The 16,178-nt window shown below is 36.5% G+C and carries 16 protein-coding genes; 2 read left to right on the top strand and 14 right to left on the bottom strand.

Annotated features, from left to right (window positions below; translation table 11 throughout):
* Positions 1 to 76: 76 nt before the first annotated feature.
* The 7 genes from DFQ08_RS04315 to DFQ08_RS04285 all read right to left on the bottom strand — a co-directional run bounded on the left by DFQ08_RS04315 (position 77) and on the right by DFQ08_RS04285 (position 6,069).
* On the bottom strand, positions 77 to 1,126 hold the full coding sequence (locus tag DFQ08_RS04315) for an NAD(P)/FAD-dependent oxidoreductase (RefSeq protein WP_114308545.1): 1,050 nt from the start codon (positions 1,124 to 1,126) through the stop codon (positions 77 to 79).
* 3 nt (positions 1,127 to 1,129) lie between these two features.
* Positions 1,130 to 1,708 carry a precorrin-2 dehydrogenase/sirohydrochlorin ferrochelatase family protein gene (locus DFQ08_RS04310; protein WP_114308544.1) on the bottom strand — a complete coding sequence of 193 codons (579 nt, stop codon included), beginning with the start codon at positions 1,706 to 1,708 and terminating at the stop codon, positions 1,130 to 1,132.
* On the bottom strand, positions 1,708 to 2,490 hold the full coding sequence (gene cobA, locus DFQ08_RS04305) for a uroporphyrinogen-III C-methyltransferase (protein WP_114308543.1): 783 nt from the start codon (positions 2,488 to 2,490) through the stop codon (positions 1,708 to 1,710). Before cobA ends, DFQ08_RS04310 begins: the two co-directional genes overlap by 1 nt.
* A gap of 4 nt (positions 2,491 to 2,494) precedes the next feature.
* Positions 2,495 to 4,588 carry a HEPN domain-containing protein gene (locus DFQ08_RS04300; RefSeq protein ID WP_114308676.1) on the bottom strand — a complete coding sequence of 698 codons (2,094 nt, stop codon included), beginning with the start codon at positions 4,586 to 4,588 and terminating at the stop codon, positions 2,495 to 2,497.
* Positions 4,589 to 4,599: 11 nt separating this feature from the next.
* Positions 4,600 to 5,220 (bottom strand): phosphoadenosine phosphosulfate reductase domain-containing protein, encoded by a 621-nt coding sequence (locus DFQ08_RS04295; protein ID WP_114308675.1) that lies wholly within the window; start codon positions 5,218 to 5,220, stop codon positions 4,600 to 4,602.
* Positions 5,217 to 5,405: a DUF2061 domain-containing protein gene (locus tag DFQ08_RS04290; RefSeq protein WP_245935375.1), complete on the bottom strand. Its 189-nt coding sequence runs from the start codon at positions 5,403 to 5,405 to the stop codon at positions 5,217 to 5,219. The genes DFQ08_RS04295 and DFQ08_RS04290 overlap by 4 nt, the downstream gene beginning before the upstream one ends.
* A 238-nt stretch (positions 5,406 to 5,643) precedes the next feature.
* Positions 5,644 to 6,069 (bottom strand): RrF2 family transcriptional regulator, encoded by a 426-nt coding sequence (locus DFQ08_RS04285; RefSeq protein WP_114308541.1) that lies wholly within the window; start codon positions 6,067 to 6,069, stop codon positions 5,644 to 5,646.
* A gap of 316 nt (positions 6,070 to 6,385) precedes the next feature.
* Between DFQ08_RS04285 and metK the strand changes: the two genes are divergently transcribed.
* Positions 6,386 to 7,642: a methionine adenosyltransferase gene (gene metK, locus DFQ08_RS04280; RefSeq protein ID WP_114308540.1), complete on the top strand. Its 1,257-nt coding sequence runs from the start codon at positions 6,386 to 6,388 to the stop codon at positions 7,640 to 7,642.
* Between the two features lie 83 nt (positions 7,643 to 7,725).
* Here the strand turns inward: metK and DFQ08_RS04275 are convergent, their stop codons facing one another.
* On the bottom strand, positions 7,726 to 8,658 hold the full coding sequence (locus DFQ08_RS04275; RefSeq protein ID WP_114308539.1) for a dihydrofolate reductase: 933 nt from the start codon (positions 8,656 to 8,658) through the stop codon (positions 7,726 to 7,728).
* Between the two features lie 289 nt (positions 8,659 to 8,947).
* Between DFQ08_RS04275 and DFQ08_RS04270 the strand changes: the two genes are divergently transcribed.
* A complete protein-coding gene (locus tag DFQ08_RS04270) occupies positions 8,948 to 9,247 on the top strand; it encodes an isoamylase early set domain-containing protein (protein WP_114308538.1) in 300 nt (99 codons plus the stop codon).
* A 308-nt stretch (positions 9,248 to 9,555) separates the two neighbouring features.
* Here DFQ08_RS04270 and DFQ08_RS04265 read toward each other — a convergent pair whose 3' ends face one another.
* From DFQ08_RS04265 to DFQ08_RS04240, 6 genes are all read right to left on the bottom strand, one after another.
* On the bottom strand, positions 9,556 to 10,380 hold the full coding sequence (locus tag DFQ08_RS04265) for a thymidylate synthase (protein WP_114308537.1): 825 nt from the start codon (positions 10,378 to 10,380) through the stop codon (positions 9,556 to 9,558).
* 195 nt (positions 10,381 to 10,575) lie between these two features.
* Positions 10,576 to 12,291 (bottom strand): NupC/NupG family nucleoside CNT transporter, encoded by a 1,716-nt coding sequence (locus DFQ08_RS04260; protein ID WP_114308536.1) that lies wholly within the window; start codon positions 12,289 to 12,291, stop codon positions 10,576 to 10,578.
* A 17-nt stretch (positions 12,292 to 12,308) separates the two neighbouring features.
* Positions 12,309 to 12,926 (bottom strand): bifunctional nuclease family protein, encoded by a 618-nt coding sequence (locus DFQ08_RS04255; protein WP_114308535.1) that lies wholly within the window; start codon positions 12,924 to 12,926, stop codon positions 12,309 to 12,311.
* A 186-nt stretch (positions 12,927 to 13,112) separates the two neighbouring features.
* Positions 13,113 to 14,075: an electron transfer flavoprotein subunit alpha/FixB family protein gene (locus DFQ08_RS04250; protein WP_114308534.1), complete on the bottom strand. Its 963-nt coding sequence runs from the start codon at positions 14,073 to 14,075 to the stop codon at positions 13,113 to 13,115.
* Between the two features lie 103 nt (positions 14,076 to 14,178).
* Positions 14,179 to 14,925: an electron transfer flavoprotein subunit beta/FixA family protein gene (locus tag DFQ08_RS04245; protein ID WP_114308533.1), complete on the bottom strand. Its 747-nt coding sequence runs from the start codon at positions 14,923 to 14,925 to the stop codon at positions 14,179 to 14,181.
* Positions 14,926 to 15,045: 120 nt separating this feature from the next.
* Positions 15,046 to 16,128, bottom strand: coding sequence for a T9SS type A sorting domain-containing protein (locus DFQ08_RS04240; RefSeq protein ID WP_114308532.1), 1,083 nt, complete (start codon positions 16,126 to 16,128; stop codon positions 15,046 to 15,048).
* Positions 16,129 to 16,178: the final 50 nt, after the last annotated feature.

The following is a 16,178-nucleotide window of genomic DNA, read 5'->3' as shown; positions in this document are numbered from 1 at the left end:
ACATTGGCAAAAAATTGCGCAATATTACCCTCGTCTAAAAATTAAGGCGATAAAAAGCTACCTCCATTACAAAACCTTACATAATGGCTTTCACTACGGCTTTAGGCGATTCTTTTCTAGACCCATCAAAGCCATTAATTCCACTCACAGTGGTATATTTTAAAACAAATTTCTTCCCTGGGTTCAATCTTTTATAAGCCGATTGACACATCAGGGTAGCTTCATGAAAACCACAAAGTATGAGTTTTAATTTCCCTTCATAGGTATTTACATCACCAATGGCGTAAATGCCAGGAATATTAGTTTGGTAATCTAAAGTATCGACTTTAATAGCATTTTTTTCAATCTCTAATCCCCAATTACCAATAGGTCCTAATTTTGGAGACAGTCCAAATAACGGAATAAAAGCATCGGCTTCTAGGATTTGCGTTTCACCATCTTTAGTCACAGAAACTCCTTCTAATTGGTTTTCGCCATGCAAGGCTGTAATTTCAGCTGGCGTGATGATATTTATTTTATTCAGCAATTTAAGTTCCTGTACACGTTCTACAGAATCTAAAGCGCCTCTAAACTCATTACGTCGGTGTACCAAAGTGACTTCTGACGCCACATCGGCTAAGAAAATACTCCAATCTAATGCAGAATCTCCTCCTCCCGCAATAACCACTTTTTTATCGCGATACACTTCAGGGTCTTTAATAAAATACGCTAAGCCTTTATCCTCGTAATTTTCAATAGCCTCTAAGACCGGTTTCCGTGGCTCAAAACTTCCTAAACCACCGGCAATAGCAATGACCGGCGCGTGGTGTTGAGTCCCTTTATTAGTGGTTACAATAAAGCTACCGTCTTCTAATTTTTCAATCGTTTCAGCACGTTCTCCTAAAGTAAATCCGGGTTGAAACTGCTTTCCTTGTTCTAATAAATTAGAGGTAAGGTCTCCTGCTAATATTTCTGGAAATCCTGGAATATCATAAATGGGTTTTTTAGGATACAATTCTGAACATTGACCACCAGCTTGTGGCAGTGCATCAATTAAATGACATTTCATTTTTAATAATCCCGCTTCAAATACGGTAAATAAACCTGTTGGTCCTGCGCCTATGATAAGTATATCTGTTTTAATCATAATCTATAATTTCTCTACTAAACCTTTAGTGAATTCATTTAATTTTTCGACTTTCTGCTCAAAGTCACCTTTAATTGTTTTTCTATATATATTGAGATTCTTTACCAAATCGTCAATATTTTCAGGGATAACGTCTTCAAAAAATTGACGTAATCGCTTTGCGGTAGTTGGGGATTTTCCATTGGTCGAAATTGCCACTTTAACATGGCCTTTAGTGACAATTCCTCCCATATAGAAATCGCAGTAGGGTGGGTTATCCGCTACATTGATTAATTTATCTTGCGCTCTACAATCTTTATAAATTTCGATATTAACTTCTGGTACATCAGTAGTCGCAATAACAATTTGGTGCCCTTTTAAATAATGACTGTTATAGCTATCTGTGATGGTCTGAACATCTCCTGTACGCGCAATAGCAAGGGTTCCTTCTCTAAACATAGGCGCCACCATGGTTACCGAAGCATCAGGACTTGACTTTAATAAAAAAGTGAGTTTTTCTTCTGCCACATAGCCACCACCTATAATGAGGACCTTAAGTTGACTTGCTTTTAAAAAAATGGGATATAAATTGTTACGTTCCATTATGAGGCTATTCTATTTTGAGCGGTGTGTTTTATAACATCTGCTTCCTTATAAATCCCTGAGAGATCCACCCGTTGATTCACCACTTCACCAATTATGATGATTGCCGGATTAGCCAAATGCTTTTCTTCAACTATCGATTCAATTGTTGCTATTTTCCCTATGCCCACTTTTTCATTAACCCGTGTCCCATTTTGAATAATCGCAATCGCGGTTTCAGATTTCCCTTCCGCCGTAAATATTTGAACAATTTCAGAGAGTTTACTCATCCCCATTAAGATCACCACCGTAGCGGTAGACTTTGCTGCTAAAACGATATCTCCCGAGATTTGATGCGACTTTGTGGTTCCTGTTATCACCCAAAAACTTTCGGAAGCATGCCTTTTGGTTAACGGAATACCTTGGTACGCCGGCACAGCAGCACAAGATGAAATTCCTGGCACTACAGCGACCTCAATAGCATAATCTTTAGCAAACTCTAATTCTTCGGCACCACGACCAAAAATAAAAGGATCGCCTCCCTTTAAACGCACCACATGACCGCAGCGTAACGCGCGCTCAATGATAAGCTCGTTAATTTGATTTTGCTGATAGGCGTAACATCCGCGACGTTTCCCCACAAAAATTAATTCTGCATTTGGAGACGCATAGCTTAACAACTCGTTATTAACAAGGGCGTCATATAAAATAACATCAGCAGCCTTTATGGCTTTAATAGCCTTAACGGTAATAAGATCTACATCTCCCGGTCCTGCTCCGACTATGGTTAATTTTGGTGTCATAGTTTTAGTTTTTTTCAGCCACCTGACGCGCTCTAAACGCTCTCACAGTTTCTAAGAACTGTTGTGCTGTTTTAATATAATTACTCGCAAATGCTTCTGAAGGCGGATAAGCCTTTATTTGATAAATCAGATCTGAAAACGAAGTTCCTAAATCAATCTGCTTGGTTTCTACAAAATACTCATCAAACTGTTTGATGATTCCCGCTTGTGTATTGGTCTTTATATTTTCTGAAAGTAAAATGGCTTTTGCTGAATTCACCATAGAACGATAGGCCTCATAAATAGCTCCCGAATACACCTTATTAGCATAAGCGGCTTCGGCCTCTTCAATTTTTTCGTCGCTTTCTAAGAATAAAGTCGCTATTAAATCGATAACCACTCCGGCACATTCTCCAATTCCTATCGCTTTAACATAAGCTTCCTCGGTTCCCCAATCAATAAAATCGTCTTGGGTAAGATTATCTATACGCGAAAGATCAGTTAAGAGTTGGTAAAAGTATTTTTCTCCTTGCGCTTTATAATAGTCTACAAATGGAGCTCCATTGGCATGCGCTTCATAATCATCTAAGATTCTACGTAGGGCTTCAGGACCTCTTCGGCTTGGAATTTTAACCACTTTATCTGCAAAAAAGGCCTTACCATCACCTAAATTTCCTCCTCCTAAAAGCACCTGTAATGCTGGTGCCACTAATTTATCTTTAGTTCTTATAGACATCCCTTGAAAACCAATATTGGCCATATTATGTTGACCACAGGCATTCATACAGCCACTAATTTTAATTACTAAGTCCCCGTTTTCTAAATATTGAGGATATTCCGCCTTAATAACGCGCTCTAACTCTTCTGCAATTCCTGTGCTACTTGCTATCCCCAAGTTACACGTATCGGTTCCGGGGCAAGCTGTGATATCTACGGCTTTATTATAACCCGCTTCTACAAAACCAAGTTTCTCTAATTCTGAATAGAAAAAGGGAAGTCCTTCTTCTTTTACAAAAGGAATTAAAATATTCTGACGCAAGCTTAATCTTATTTCCCCTGCCGCATACTGTTCTACCAAATCGGCTAATAATCGGGCCTTATCCGTATAGAAATCTCCTAAAAGAACTTTAATACCAATAGCCACATACCCGTTTTGTTTTTGCGGAATAACGTTGGTCGACTTCCATAATTTGTAAGCCGCTTCATTTGTAATGTTGACCGCTGGAAAATCAGTATCTACAGGTTGTGACGTCTCATAATTAGACGTATCAATAGGCACTGTTTTAAACTCAATGGCCGTTTGTTCTTCTTCTACCAAACCTTTGAAGGCCTCTAAACCGATATCTTTTAATAAGAATTTCATACGGGCTTTGGCTCTACTTTTTCGTTCACCATAGCGGTCAAAAACACGTAAAACCCCTTCCATTAAAGGAATAATTTTATCGGCCGCTAAAAACTCGTAAAACAAATCTGCATATCTTGGTTGCGATCCTAAGCCTCCACCTAACATCACTTTAAAACCTTTTACACCATTTTCAATTTTGGCAATAAACCCTAAATCGTGCATGTAAGACAAGCCGGTATCTTCATCGGAAGCGGAAAAAGACACTTTAAATTTCCGACCCATTTCTTGGCAGATTGGGTTTCTTAGAAAGAATTTAAACAAGGCATCGGCATATGGGGACACATCGAAAGGTTCATTAACATCAATCCCAGCGGTTTCACTCGCTGTCACATTTCTTACCGTATTTCCACAAGCTTCTCTTAAGGTCACATTATCGCGCTCTAACTCCGCCCAAAGTTCTGGTGTTCTGTTTAGATCTACATAATGAATTTGAATGTCTTGACGCGTCGTAATATGCAAACGGCTTCTAGAATACTCATCAGAAACTTCTGCAATACGACGCAATTGATGACTGCGCACTTTACCGTAAGGCAGTTTAATTCTTATCATCTGTACGCCTTCTTGTCGTTGTCCGTAAACACCACGTGCTAAACGCAGGCTACGAAACTTTTCTTCGTCTATCTTACCCTCTTTAAATAGCTCAATTTTTCTTGCTAATTCAAGGATATCCTTTTCAACTACAGGATTTTCTAATTCGGTTCTAAAACTTTGCATCGGTGTTAGGTTTACTGAAAATGTATGCCACATTCTCGGTTAAGGAGTGCTTTTATTGGATCAAAATACTGGTCGTTTTTCGCCAAATTGTTTTCGGCGATATATTGATCTAAGTCGGCATCACTCCAATAGTAAAACGGACTCACTTTTAAAATACCGTCTTTACTATAACTTAAAATATCTTTTTTGTCTCTAAACTCGGTTTGTCTAATTCTGATATTAGTAAACCATACCTCTGGATTTTGTTCTTTTAGCGCTCGCCTGAAGGGTTCTAATTTTACGGCTTCAGAAAATAATTCGTGATTATCATCTTCAAGACTTGGCAAACCAATAGTGTTATCAATTTCTTCCTTAGTATATAAACTCTGGTACCTTTTGATATTTAGTGTATAGGTATCAATTAATTCTGAAGCATGTGCATAGGTGCTCGGTTGGTTATAAAGTGTATCGCACCACACCACTCTAATGTCCTTATCTAGTTTAGACATGGTGCTTAATAAAACGGAAGAGTAAATTCCAAAACTAGTGGTTACAATTCTATTTTCAGACAAGGCTAAAGCCCATTTTGCGATTTCTATTGGCGTTTTATCGCGTAATTTTTTATTCCAAACGTTAATATCTATATCTATCATTTTCCCCATTTTATGTTATTCCAAGTGCGTTCATGAAAAAAGTAAAGCAACATTTTAGTTACTAATTCCACTCCTCCTATAGAAACGGCCAAGGCTAGAGTTCCGGTTATTAAATATGAAATAATAACGGTATCTAAGGTTCCTACAATGCGCCAACTGATGGTTTTAGCCACACTTCGCTTCATTTTCTCTTGACTTGTATCGGACTCATTTTCAACCTTTTTTAAGTGAGAATGAGCATGAAATATACTGTTCATAATATCTAATTAATTCAAAAATCTATTATCCTATAGACTTACTAGGATAATACAAACATAGATATTATTTTTTACTTAGGTCGTTCTTTTAAGAAAAAAATATAAATGAAGGTTTTAGAAATGCCCTAACTCCCATAAGGTTAGCCGCATTTAGCCTAGGCTATGCTTACAATGTCACTTTAGAATTGGATAAATCTGCTAAGCTTGTATTTCTAAAGATTTCTAGGGTATTATCACGAACTTTAAGCATAATTTTATTTACGGCGCAGGTATCTTCATCCGGACAATCGGCACACTTTTCATAAAAATTAAGGCTTACACAAGGCACCATAGCAATGGGACCTTCAAGCAGTCGCATAACGGTAGTCATAGGAATCTCTTTAGGGTTTTTAAGAAGGTAATACCCACCTCCTTTACCTTTTTTAGAGCCTAAGAGTCCGTTTTTTTTCAAGGTTAACAAGATACTTTCTAAAAATTTTTGCGAAATATTTTCCGATTTCGAGATCGTAGAGATCTGCACCGGCATCCGATCTTCCTGCCTAGCTAAGTGCACTAAGGCTTTAATTCCGTATTTTGTTTTCTTTGAAAGCATAGTGTAAATCTAAGACAATTTTAATCATCATAAAAAGTTAAAGCCTTCTCAATTTCAATTTTTAAGGTTTTCTTTAGATAATAAGGTCTTCTGTATAAATTTTAATACGTACTTTTGCCATGAAATTAAAAGAGGAAAAATTTGTCTGATTGCAACCTCTAGTACTGAAACCTTTTCAGTACCTGTTCATTAAGAACAGATTCTGAAATCACTTCAGAATAAAAAATGCTAAAGCAGTAAGTTTTCTACTTCTCTAGCGACCCTGTAATCGAACGGTTTTTCATAACTGAATTATTATATTTTAATCATTAGATTTATGCCATATTTATTCACTTCAGAAAGTGTTTCTGAAGGACACCCCGATAAAGTTGCTGACCAAATAAGTGACGCTTTAATAGACCATTTTTTAGCCTTTGACCCTGAATCTAAGGTGGCCTGCGAAACTTTAGTCACTACAGGCCAAGTTATACTTGCAGGTGAAGTAAAGTCTAAGACCTATCTAGATGTACAGAAAATTGCAAGAGATACCATTAACAAAATAGGATACACCAAAAGTGCTTATATGTTTGATGGCAATTCTTGTGGTGTTCTTTCAGCGATACATGAGCAATCTGAAGAAATTAACCAAGGTGTTGATAGAGCTTCTAAAGAAGAACAAGGTGCTGGTGACCAAGGAATGATGTTTGGTTATGCCACAAACGAAACGGAAAACTTTATGCCGTTGGCTTTAGATTTATCGCATCGTATCTTAAAGGAATTGGCTGAACTACGTCGTGAGAATGCAGACATCACCTATTTAAGGCCCGATTCTAAAAGTCAGGTAACTATTGAATATAGCGATGATAATGTGCCACAACGTATTGATGCCATTGTAGTCTCTACACAGCATGATGAATTTGATGCTGACGATGCTATGTTAGCTAAGATTTATAGCGATATCAAAGAGATTTTAATCCCAAGAGTTATTGCTAAATTACCAGCACATATCCAAGCCTTATTTAACGACGATATTACTTACCATATTAACCCTACAGGGAAATTTGTTATTGGAGGTCCTCATGGAGATACCGGTTTAACCGGACGTAAGATTATTGTAGATACTTACGGTGGAAAGGGTGCTCATGGTGGTGGTGCATTTTCGGGAAAAGATCCAAGTAAGGTAGACCGTAGTGCCGCTTATGCGACCCGCCATATTGCTAAAAATTTAGTAGCAGCGGGATTATGTGATCAAGTCCTAGTACAAGTCTCTTACGCTATTGGTGTTGCTAAACCTATGGGAATTTTTATAGATACCTACGGAACTTGTAAACTTCCAGATTTAACCGATGGGGCTATCGCCAAAAAGGTTGAAAAACTTTTTGATATGCGTCCTGCAGCTATAGAAGAACGTCTAAAATTACGTCAGCCTATGTACAGCGAAACAGCAGCTTATGGTCATATGGGAAGACAACCACAAAGCGTAACCAAAACGTTTCACCAACCTAACGGTGAACCTAAAACTGTAGAGGTAGAATTATTTACTTGGGAACTTTTAAATTATGTAGACCAAGTTAAAGAAGCCTTTGGCATCTAAACATTAAATGACCATAGACCTAAAAATCCCCTAATCACTTTAATTGATTAGGGGATTTTTTTTAGTCTTCAATAGAAGATCTTTTATTGACGCGCATAGGTAATAAATGAAAAGGCATAAGCATGTTTTTCATCGGCCTCATGACGTGTTCTATTCACTTCTTTCCATTGAGAAAGATTAATCTGAGGAAAGAAAGTATCGGCATTATCAAAAGTGGCATGAACTCTTGTAATTTCTAGTTTATCTACTAAAGGCAATGCTTGTTTATAAATTTCTCCGCCACCAATAACAAAGGGTTGCTTATCATAGCGCGCCGCATCTAAAGCATCTTCTAGAGAATTTACAATAATAACACCTACCGGCGCTTTATAATCTTTTTGTCTTGTAATAACAATATGGGTTCTATTAGGTAGTGGCTTCGGAAAACTTTCAAACGTTTTTCGTCCCATAATAATATGATGCCCGTTTGTTAAGGCCTTAAACCGTTTAAGATCGTCACTTAAATGCCAAATAAGGTCATTGTCCTTACCAATGGCATTATCCTCACCTTCCGCGACAATAATGGTTAATTCTGAAGTCTTTTTTGCAGCTTTAGTTCCGACGATGGCTTTGGCTTCATCTTTAACCTGAGCCTTCGCAATTTTCTGTTCCTCTTTAGCTAAACCTTCTTTTAGTTTTGTAATTCGGGCTTCTTGCTGATGTACCAACTTTTCTAATTGCTGCTTTTCCCAATCTTTCCCCATAAATTTATGAGTAATAAAAACACTTATAAAATGATATACGAAGAAAAACAACCAGGCAAAAATAGCATAGACAAACCAATCTATACCTGCCGGAGCAAAAGTCTCCCCGATACCTAAAACGGTATTCGCTACGATTAGAAATACCGCACCGATTACAAAAATCACGAAGTGAATATACAAACGCTTTTTTTGTTTTATTCGTTTTTGAGCATTCTCAATGAGTTCTAATTGCTCTTTATCTATTGTAGAAACTTGTTTTTTACTGCCAAACATAATTGTAATTTAATAAGATAAAGATACTTTATTTTGATTAATATGATTAGGCCAACCCAAAATTTTAAAGTTTTTCAACAACAACCAACATCAGATTGATTATCAAACAAATAAGACCCACTAAATTTACTTATTAGCAAAATATAGACCTTTATTTTACAGCCTTGAAATTAAAAGGATTACAATATTAACAAAACAATAAATCTTTAGTTTTTAGACACTTAAAGATATTAATATCGATGCCACTTTTATATTTTTGTTTATAATTAATTATTCAAAATCTAATATTATGGCCATCAAGAAGCAATATTTAAAATCGAAACCAGTTTGTAAGGTCACATTTTCTGTTCCTGCAGAAGACGCTCAAAGTATCGCCGTTGTAGGAAGCTTTAACGCGTGGGATAGTGAAGCTACAACTTTAAAGAAATTAAAAAACGGATCTTTTAAAGGCACCGTAAATTTACCGAGTGACGCTTCTTATGAATTTAGATATCTTGTGGACGGCCAGGCTTACATCAATGATGAAGAGGCCGATGGATTTGCTTGGAATGCCTATGCCGATGCAGAAAATGGCGTTCTTAACGTCTAAAACCCGATTATAAAACAAATAAAAAGCATCTTGATGCTTTATCAAGATGCTTTTTATTTAGCTTAAATACCGTACCGTCATGAGGCTATTATCTCCTGATGGAACTGTTTTTTTTGTTTTAAGTCACAGCCCTTTTAGGCTTCAACCTAAACTCAACATGTAGTAATCGCTATGCTGTGCTTTTGTCCAGAAGCTTTCTCTTATTTTGTCTGAAGGGCATCTCGTATGACTTCAAAATTACAACTTCAGAACCCCTACTTCAGAACCCCTACTTCAGAACACCCAAAGCTTAGCTTTTCCTCAAGATATTAGATTGCTACTTTCCCTTTAATGTGTGGGTGCGGATTGTAATCGACCAAGGTAAAGTCCTCAAATTTAAAATCGAAAATATCTTTAATTTCAGGATTTAAAATCATTTTTGGCAAAGGTCTTAGATCTCTGGATAACTGTAATTCTAATTGCTCCTTATGATTGATATAAATATGAGCATCACCAAACGTATGAATAAAATCTCCGGCTTCGTAACCACAAACTTGAGCCATCATCATGGTAAATAAAGCATAAGAGGCTATATTAAAAGGGACTCCTAAAAAGATATCGGCACTACGCTGGTATAATTGGCAAGATAATTTACCATTAGCCACATAAAACTGAAAGAAGGCATGGCATGGTGGTAACGCTGCTTTTCCGTTTGCCACATTTTCAGAGAACGATTTTGAGGTGTCTGGAAGTACTGAAGGATTCCAAGCCGAAACTAACATTCTACGACTGTTCGGATTGTTTTTTAAAGCCTCAATAACCTCTTTTATTTGGTCAATTTCTTCATTCGCCCAATTGCGCCATTGATGGCCATACACCGGACCTAAATCGCCATTTTCATCTGCCCATTCATTCCATATGCGTACCCCGTTTTCATTAAGGTAATTAATATTTGTGTCGCCTTTTAGAAACCAAAGCAGCTCATAAATAATGGATTTAAGATGCAGTTTTTTAGTGGTTACCATAGGGAAACCTTCACTTAAATCGAAACGCATCTGATACCCAAAAACACTTTTTGTTCCGGTTCCTGTACGGTCTCCTTTTTCATTCCCTTCTTCTAAAACGTGTTTTACTAAGTCGTGGTATTGTTTCATAATATTTCCCACAACAGTGGGAATTTCTTTAAGTTAAACTAAAATATCGATGTCATTGGATACTGAAAATAACTTCAGCATGACGTTAAGCGAAAATAAAAAAAAAAGCATCAAATATTATATTTTTTGATGCTTGAGTATCTATGAGTAGTTATTAACTATATAATTTCAAATTTTGGATTTCTCAGGAATTGACTAGCCAATAATCATCCCAGCAATAGTTGCTGAAATTAAAGAGGCAATTGTCCCTCCTATTAAGGCTTTCATTCCAAATTTAGATAGTTGTGTACGCTGTCCTGGAGCTAAAGAACCAATACCTCCAATTTGAATACCAATAGAGGCAAAATTAGCAAAACCACAAAGCATGTATGTTGCCATGATAATTGACTTCTCATAAGTTAGATGTGTAGCGCTCGCTGCATTTTTTAAATCTGCTAACTGAATATAGCCAATAAACTCACTCGCGGCTAACTTAATACCTAATAATTGTCCCATTAAGGCCATATCCTCTGAAGCGACACCAATAAGCCACATTAAGGGTGCAAATAAATAGCCTAAAAGAAATTCTAAAGAAAGACTTTCGTATGGTGTGTTTTCAGCAATTATAGTATTTAGAGAGGTAAATTTCCAATCAAGATTTAAAGCCTCACTTGTAATGCCATCAAATCCTGCTATACCTCCTAAGATTCCATTAATCATTGCAATAAAAGCGACAAAGACTAATAACATCGCCCCTACATTAACGGCTAATTTTAAACCTTCAGTAGTTCCGTTAGCTATAGCTTCTAAAATATTAGAGCCAATTTTTTCTTGTGATACTGTAACATCTGTATTGACGTCTTCGGTTTGAGGAAATAAGATTTTTGAAATTACAATGGCTCCCGGAGCTGCCATAACAGAAGCGGCTAATAAGTGTTTTGCATAAAATAATTGCAATTCGATATCATCACCACCTAAAAACCCGATATAAGCAGCTAATACGGCTCCAGCAACTGTGGCCATCCCTCCAATCATAACGAGAAGGATTTCAGACTTATTCATGCGTTCTAAATACGCTTTTATCAATAAAGGTGCTTCAGTTTGCCCTAAGAAGATATTTCCCGCCACACTTAAACTTTCAGCACCAGAAATTCCTAGTACTTTAGACAGTAGCCATCCCATACCTTTTACAACCTTCTGAATTAAACCTAAATAAAATAATACTGAGGTTAAGGCTGAAAAGAATATAATGGTTGGTAAGACTTGAAATGCAAAAATAAAGCCGAAAGACTCAATATCTAACATCCCTCCAAAAAGGAATTCACTTCCTGCTTGGGTGAACTTAAGCACTTCAATAAAGCCTTGACCTATGAATTCAAAAGCTGTTTTTATAAAGGCTATTTTTAATACCCCTACTGCTATAATAAGTTGAAATAATAAGCCTAAGCCTACGGTTTTCCAATTGATAGCTTTACGATTACTACTGAATAAGAAGGCGATAAAAATTAGAGATACCATCCCTAATGCCCCACGCCATAAGCTTGTAAAAGAAAACCCTTGATTGGGTATAATTTCTGTTTGTGTCACTAGCGCATTTTCCTCGGCGTTGTCTTCAACATTAGAAACGAGGTTAAAACTTTTGGCTTTACCTTTTAAAACTAAGGTAGAATCGGTTAACTCTGTGATTTTATAACGCTGAATGGAATTCAGAGAATCGTTTTGGTAGAGTACCAAAAGGTTATTTTGAAACATGTAATCGCCATCTAGATTTGCCCCCTCGTGAGAAGAAAATTTAAATTCACCTTCCAGAAATTCTAACGTGTGATACTCACTTTCCGTAGGGTTCAACTCCCATGTTTTTTCAAGTTCTTGTGCTGTTATTGATGAAAGTCCAAGAAATAAAGCAATAAATGCCTTGAAAAAATAATTCATAAATAATAAGATGTTAATTAGCGTTTAGATATTTCGTCTCTAATATGGGCAGCCTTTTCGTAATCTTCATTATTTACGGCTTCTTCTAAGAGTTGATTTAACTCTTCAAGAGATTTATTTTTAAAACCTTCTTGCTCAACAGATGCGGTTTCAATTTCTTCTACAATAAGATCATCTACAAGAATGCTATCTTGATCTTGTTCGTCTTCCTTTTTAGGATTGACTTTAAGATAGATTCCGGCTTTGTCTAAAATATTTTTATAAGTAAATATTGGGGCTTGAAAACGTAATGCTAAGGCAATGGCATCGCTTGTTCTGGCATCGATAATTTCTTCAATTTTATCGCGTTCGCAAATAAGACTCGAGTAAAAAACGCCATCCACCAATTTATGTATAATGACTTGTTTGACCGTAATATCAAAACGGTCTGCAAAATTTTTAAATAAATCGTGAGTAAGAGGACGTGGCGGACGGATTTCTTTTTCTAAAGCAATAGCGATAGATTGGGCTTCAAAAGCACCGATTACTATTGGCAATTTTCGGTCACCATCAACCTCATTAAGAATTAAAGCGTAGGCACCATTCTGGGTTTGACTGTATGAAATGCCTTTGATATTTAAACGAACTAAACTCATAATTTATAAAACACAAAGAACTGTTTAAATTTGGACTTTACCAACTGCTTTTTACACATTTGGATAAATTTTCCCGATCCTTTAAGTAAAATGCACCTAAAGCAGAGAAATCTAAATTTAAACAGCCCTTAATTAATACCTCCTTAATCATTTACGCAAGGTATTGCATATTACAAGGTAATAAAATTATGCGTTTGCAGCTTTAAAAGCTTTTAATTTTTCAACCAATTTAGGTACAACCTCAAACGCATCTCCTACAACACCGTAGTCTGCCGCTTTAAAAAATGGCGCTTCCGGATCCGTGTTAATTACCACTTTTACTTTAGAAGCATTAATTCCGGCTAAATGCTGAATAGCTCCTGAAATCCCTATTGCAATATAAAGGTTAGAGGCTACTGGTTTTCCGGTTTGCCCAACGTGCTCGCTATGGGGCCTCCAACCTAAATCTGAAACCGGTTTAGAACATGCTGTTGCCGCTCCTAACACTTCAGCTAAGTCTTCAATCATACCCCAATTTTCTGGGCCTTTAAGCCCTCTTCCTCCTGAAACTACAATTTCTGCATCAGCAATACTTACTTTATCTGTGGCTTTATCTACAGAAGTTACAGTGACTCCAGAATCAGGTAAACTAGGAGAAAAATCTTCTACTGTAGCACTACCATCAGCTTCTACAAGTCCAAAAGAATTGTTGGAAAGCCCTACAATCTTAACCTCAGTATTAATTTCAGTGTTCGCAAAGGCTTTATTGGTAAACGCAGAGTGCTTTACGGTAAATGGTGATACGCTAGATGGTGCTTCAACCACATTTGACACATAGCCCGCTTCTAAACCTACGGCTAAAAGAGGTGCCAAATATTTACTGTTTGCACTAGAACTTAAGACCACCACTTGGGCGCCTTCCTTTTTTGCCGCTTGTTGTAAAGTGGCACTATATGTTTTGGCATTAAATTCTTTTAAAGCCTCGTTATTCACTAGAAGAACTTTAGAAGCGCCGTAATTTCCAAGCGTTTCAACGTTTTCTGCATTAACAGCAAGGGCGGTAACTGACGTCCCCATTTGGTCTGCAATAGCTTTTGCGTAAGACACCACTTCTAATGCTGCTTTTTTTAATTTTCCGTTTTCGGATTCTGTATATACTAGAATTGACATAAATTTTTAATTATAAAATTCTTCCTGAACCTAATTCAGGAACTTATTACTACTTCCTTTAACTCATGAGATCCCGAGATAAGTTCGGAACCCTGTAATTTCACTAAATCACTTTAGCTTCGGTATGAAGTAAAGTCACTAAGGCATCTAAATTATCCGCGTCTACTAATTTCACGGCTCCTTTTGGAGCTGGTTTTTCAAAACGTACAGCTTTAGTTTCTGCAGTTACATCCGTTGGTTCAACCACATTTAAAGGTTTTTTACGCGCCATCATAATCCCTCTCATATTAGGAATACGCAGGTCACTTTCTTCAACCAATCCTTTTTGTCCTCCAATAACTAAAGGTAATGCCGTTTTTACAGTTTCCTTACCTCCGTCAATTTCTCTTACTGCTGTGGCATCAGAGCCCTCAACCTCTAAACTAATACAGTTGGTTACAAAATTAGCGTTAACCATAGCGGCTAACATTCCTGGCACCATAGCGCCATTGTAATCGATAGATTCTCTACCTGCAATAACCAAGTCATAGCCCCCATCATTGACTACTTTTGCCAATTGTTTTGCTACAGCAAAACCATCTGTAGCTTCAGCGTTAACTCTAATGGCTGAATCGGCCCCGATAGCTAAAGCTTTTCTTAAGGTCGGTTCTGTTTCTGGTCCACCAACATTCACTACATCTACACTAGCGCCTTGTTTTTCTTTAAACCACATGGCACGTGTAAGACCGAATTCGTCGTTTGGGTTAATTACAAATTGTACACCATTAGTGTCAAACTTAGTATCTCCATCTGTAAAGTTAATTTTTGAGGTTGTATCTGGCACATGGCTAATACATACTAATATTTTCATATAGAAATGATTTATTTTAAACGTCTATTTATTCCTGACGAATATAAAAATAATTATTCGAATTTTTATTATGCGTGCATAATAAAATTTTCATAAAATCATTTTTATTCGTTAAAACTATCAATTTTTCAAAAATTTAAAGATTTTCTGCTGATTATCTAGGTTAATTAGTTGAATAAAATATAACCCCGTAGATAGATTTGAAATATTGAAGCTATTTTCTTCTAAGTGATCTGCTGTGATAATTTGTTTTCCTGCTGTGTTATAGACACAAACCTTTAAAGACTGATCATTTAGGTTGCGGACTTGCAGATACGGATTCCCTTTAATTTCAAAAAGATCGATTTCCTCTAAATGATTCTCAGCTATTGACAGATTATACTCTTCTAAAACTAGCAAATCTGAAGAAAACACCGCTGTCTCCCTTTCTAAAACTAAATGACCGGTATCTACTTCAGAATAAATTCCTAAACCACCAATATTATAACCACTACATTCAACCCCTAGTACTTGATATAGTTTTTCTTCAAAACTATGACACGCTTGCGTGGAATAAGATGATGAAGTTACACCAGGATTGGAATACCATAACTGAACACCGTTTTGAAGCCCTTTATAATCCGCCGAAAAAGAATTACCGCAAGGCGAAGTGGTATCTGCCGTTTCAATAGTCATCAAATCATTTAAATCATCATAACTAAACGTAATAGTGATGTCTAGAGACTCTGGTACGACAACTTCCGTGGACGGACAATACTGACCAACTTCAGGAATATTACTACAAGTTTTGATAACCCTAAACGTTTTACCATCTACTAAACTAATAATAGTATTATTGATGGGCGCTGAAGGATAATCATTTTCAATATGAATAACATCTTGTGGTACCGACTCATGGATTTCATTAATCAGATCTTTATTACCATGACGTATCGTATAGTACTTTAATAAAACCCCATTAGACTCCGGGAAGGTTTGGTAAAAATCATAGATACTATAATTGGCAAAAATATCCGTTATATATTGATCCGGAAATGTTAAAGAAATGGTCTCATCAGTATTGTAGGAGATTGTCGGATTATTATTAGTATCATCAATTATAACCATGTCCGACTGCAAGGGACACAAAATTGTTTCTTGAGCCAAAACAAAATGAGAAATGAGTCCTATTAAACACAGAAAAACGCAATTCTTACCATTCATAGAATTTAAATAATTTATTTGTAAATAAAGTTACATTTTTTTTCATTATT

Source organism: Winogradskyella arenosi (assembly GCF_003337305.1).
GTDB classification, from domain to species: Bacteria; Bacteroidota; Bacteroidia; order Flavobacteriales; family Flavobacteriaceae; genus Winogradskyella; species Winogradskyella arenosi.
This window is presented reverse-complemented; position numbering and strand designations above follow the sequence as displayed.

Coding starts and splice junctions, on each gene's coding strand:
- DFQ08_RS04315 (WP_114308545.1), bottom strand. CDS start 1,126: ATGATTAAAACAGATATACTTATCATAGGCGCAGGACCAACAGGTTTA.
- DFQ08_RS04310 (WP_114308544.1), bottom strand. CDS start 1,708: ATGGAACGTAACAATTTATATCCCATTTTTTTAAAAGCAAGTCAACTT.
- cobA (WP_114308543.1), bottom strand. CDS start 2,490: ATGACACCAAAATTAACCATAGTCGGAGCAGGACCGGGAGATGTAGAT.
- DFQ08_RS04300 (WP_114308676.1), bottom strand. CDS start 4,588: ATGCAAAGTTTTAGAACCGAATTAGAAAATCCTGTAGTTGAAAAGGAT.
- DFQ08_RS04295 (WP_114308675.1), bottom strand. CDS start 5,220: ATGATAGATATAGATATTAACGTTTGGAATAAAAAATTACGCGATAAA.
- DFQ08_RS04290 (WP_245935375.1), bottom strand. CDS start 5,405: ATGAAGCGAAGTGTGGCTAAAACCATCAGTTGGCGCATTGTAGGAACC.
- DFQ08_RS04285 (WP_114308541.1), bottom strand. CDS start 6,069: ATGCTTTCAAAGAAAACAAAATACGGAATTAAAGCCTTAGTGCACTTA.
- metK (WP_114308540.1), top strand. CDS start 6,386: ATGCCATATTTATTCACTTCAGAAAGTGTTTCTGAAGGACACCCCGAT.
- DFQ08_RS04275 (WP_114308539.1), bottom strand. CDS start 8,658: ATGTTTGGCAGTAAAAAACAAGTTTCTACAATAGATAAAGAGCAATTA.
- DFQ08_RS04270 (WP_114308538.1), top strand. CDS start 8,948: ATGGCCATCAAGAAGCAATATTTAAAATCGAAACCAGTTTGTAAGGTC.
- DFQ08_RS04265 (WP_114308537.1), bottom strand. CDS start 10,380: ATGAAACAATACCACGACTTAGTAAAACACGTTTTAGAAGAAGGGAAT.
- DFQ08_RS04260 (WP_114308536.1), bottom strand. CDS start 12,291: ATGAATTATTTTTTCAAGGCATTTATTGCTTTATTTCTTGGACTTTCA.
- DFQ08_RS04255 (WP_114308535.1), bottom strand. CDS start 12,926: ATGAGTTTAGTTCGTTTAAATATCAAAGGCATTTCATACAGTCAAACC.
- DFQ08_RS04250 (WP_114308534.1), bottom strand. CDS start 14,075: ATGTCAATTCTAGTATATACAGAATCCGAAAACGGAAAATTAAAAAAA.
- DFQ08_RS04245 (WP_114308533.1), bottom strand. CDS start 14,925: ATGAAAATATTAGTATGTATTAGCCATGTGCCAGATACAACCTCAAAA.
- DFQ08_RS04240 (WP_114308532.1), bottom strand. CDS start 16,128: ATGAATGGTAAGAATTGCGTTTTTCTGTGTTTAATAGGACTCATTTCT.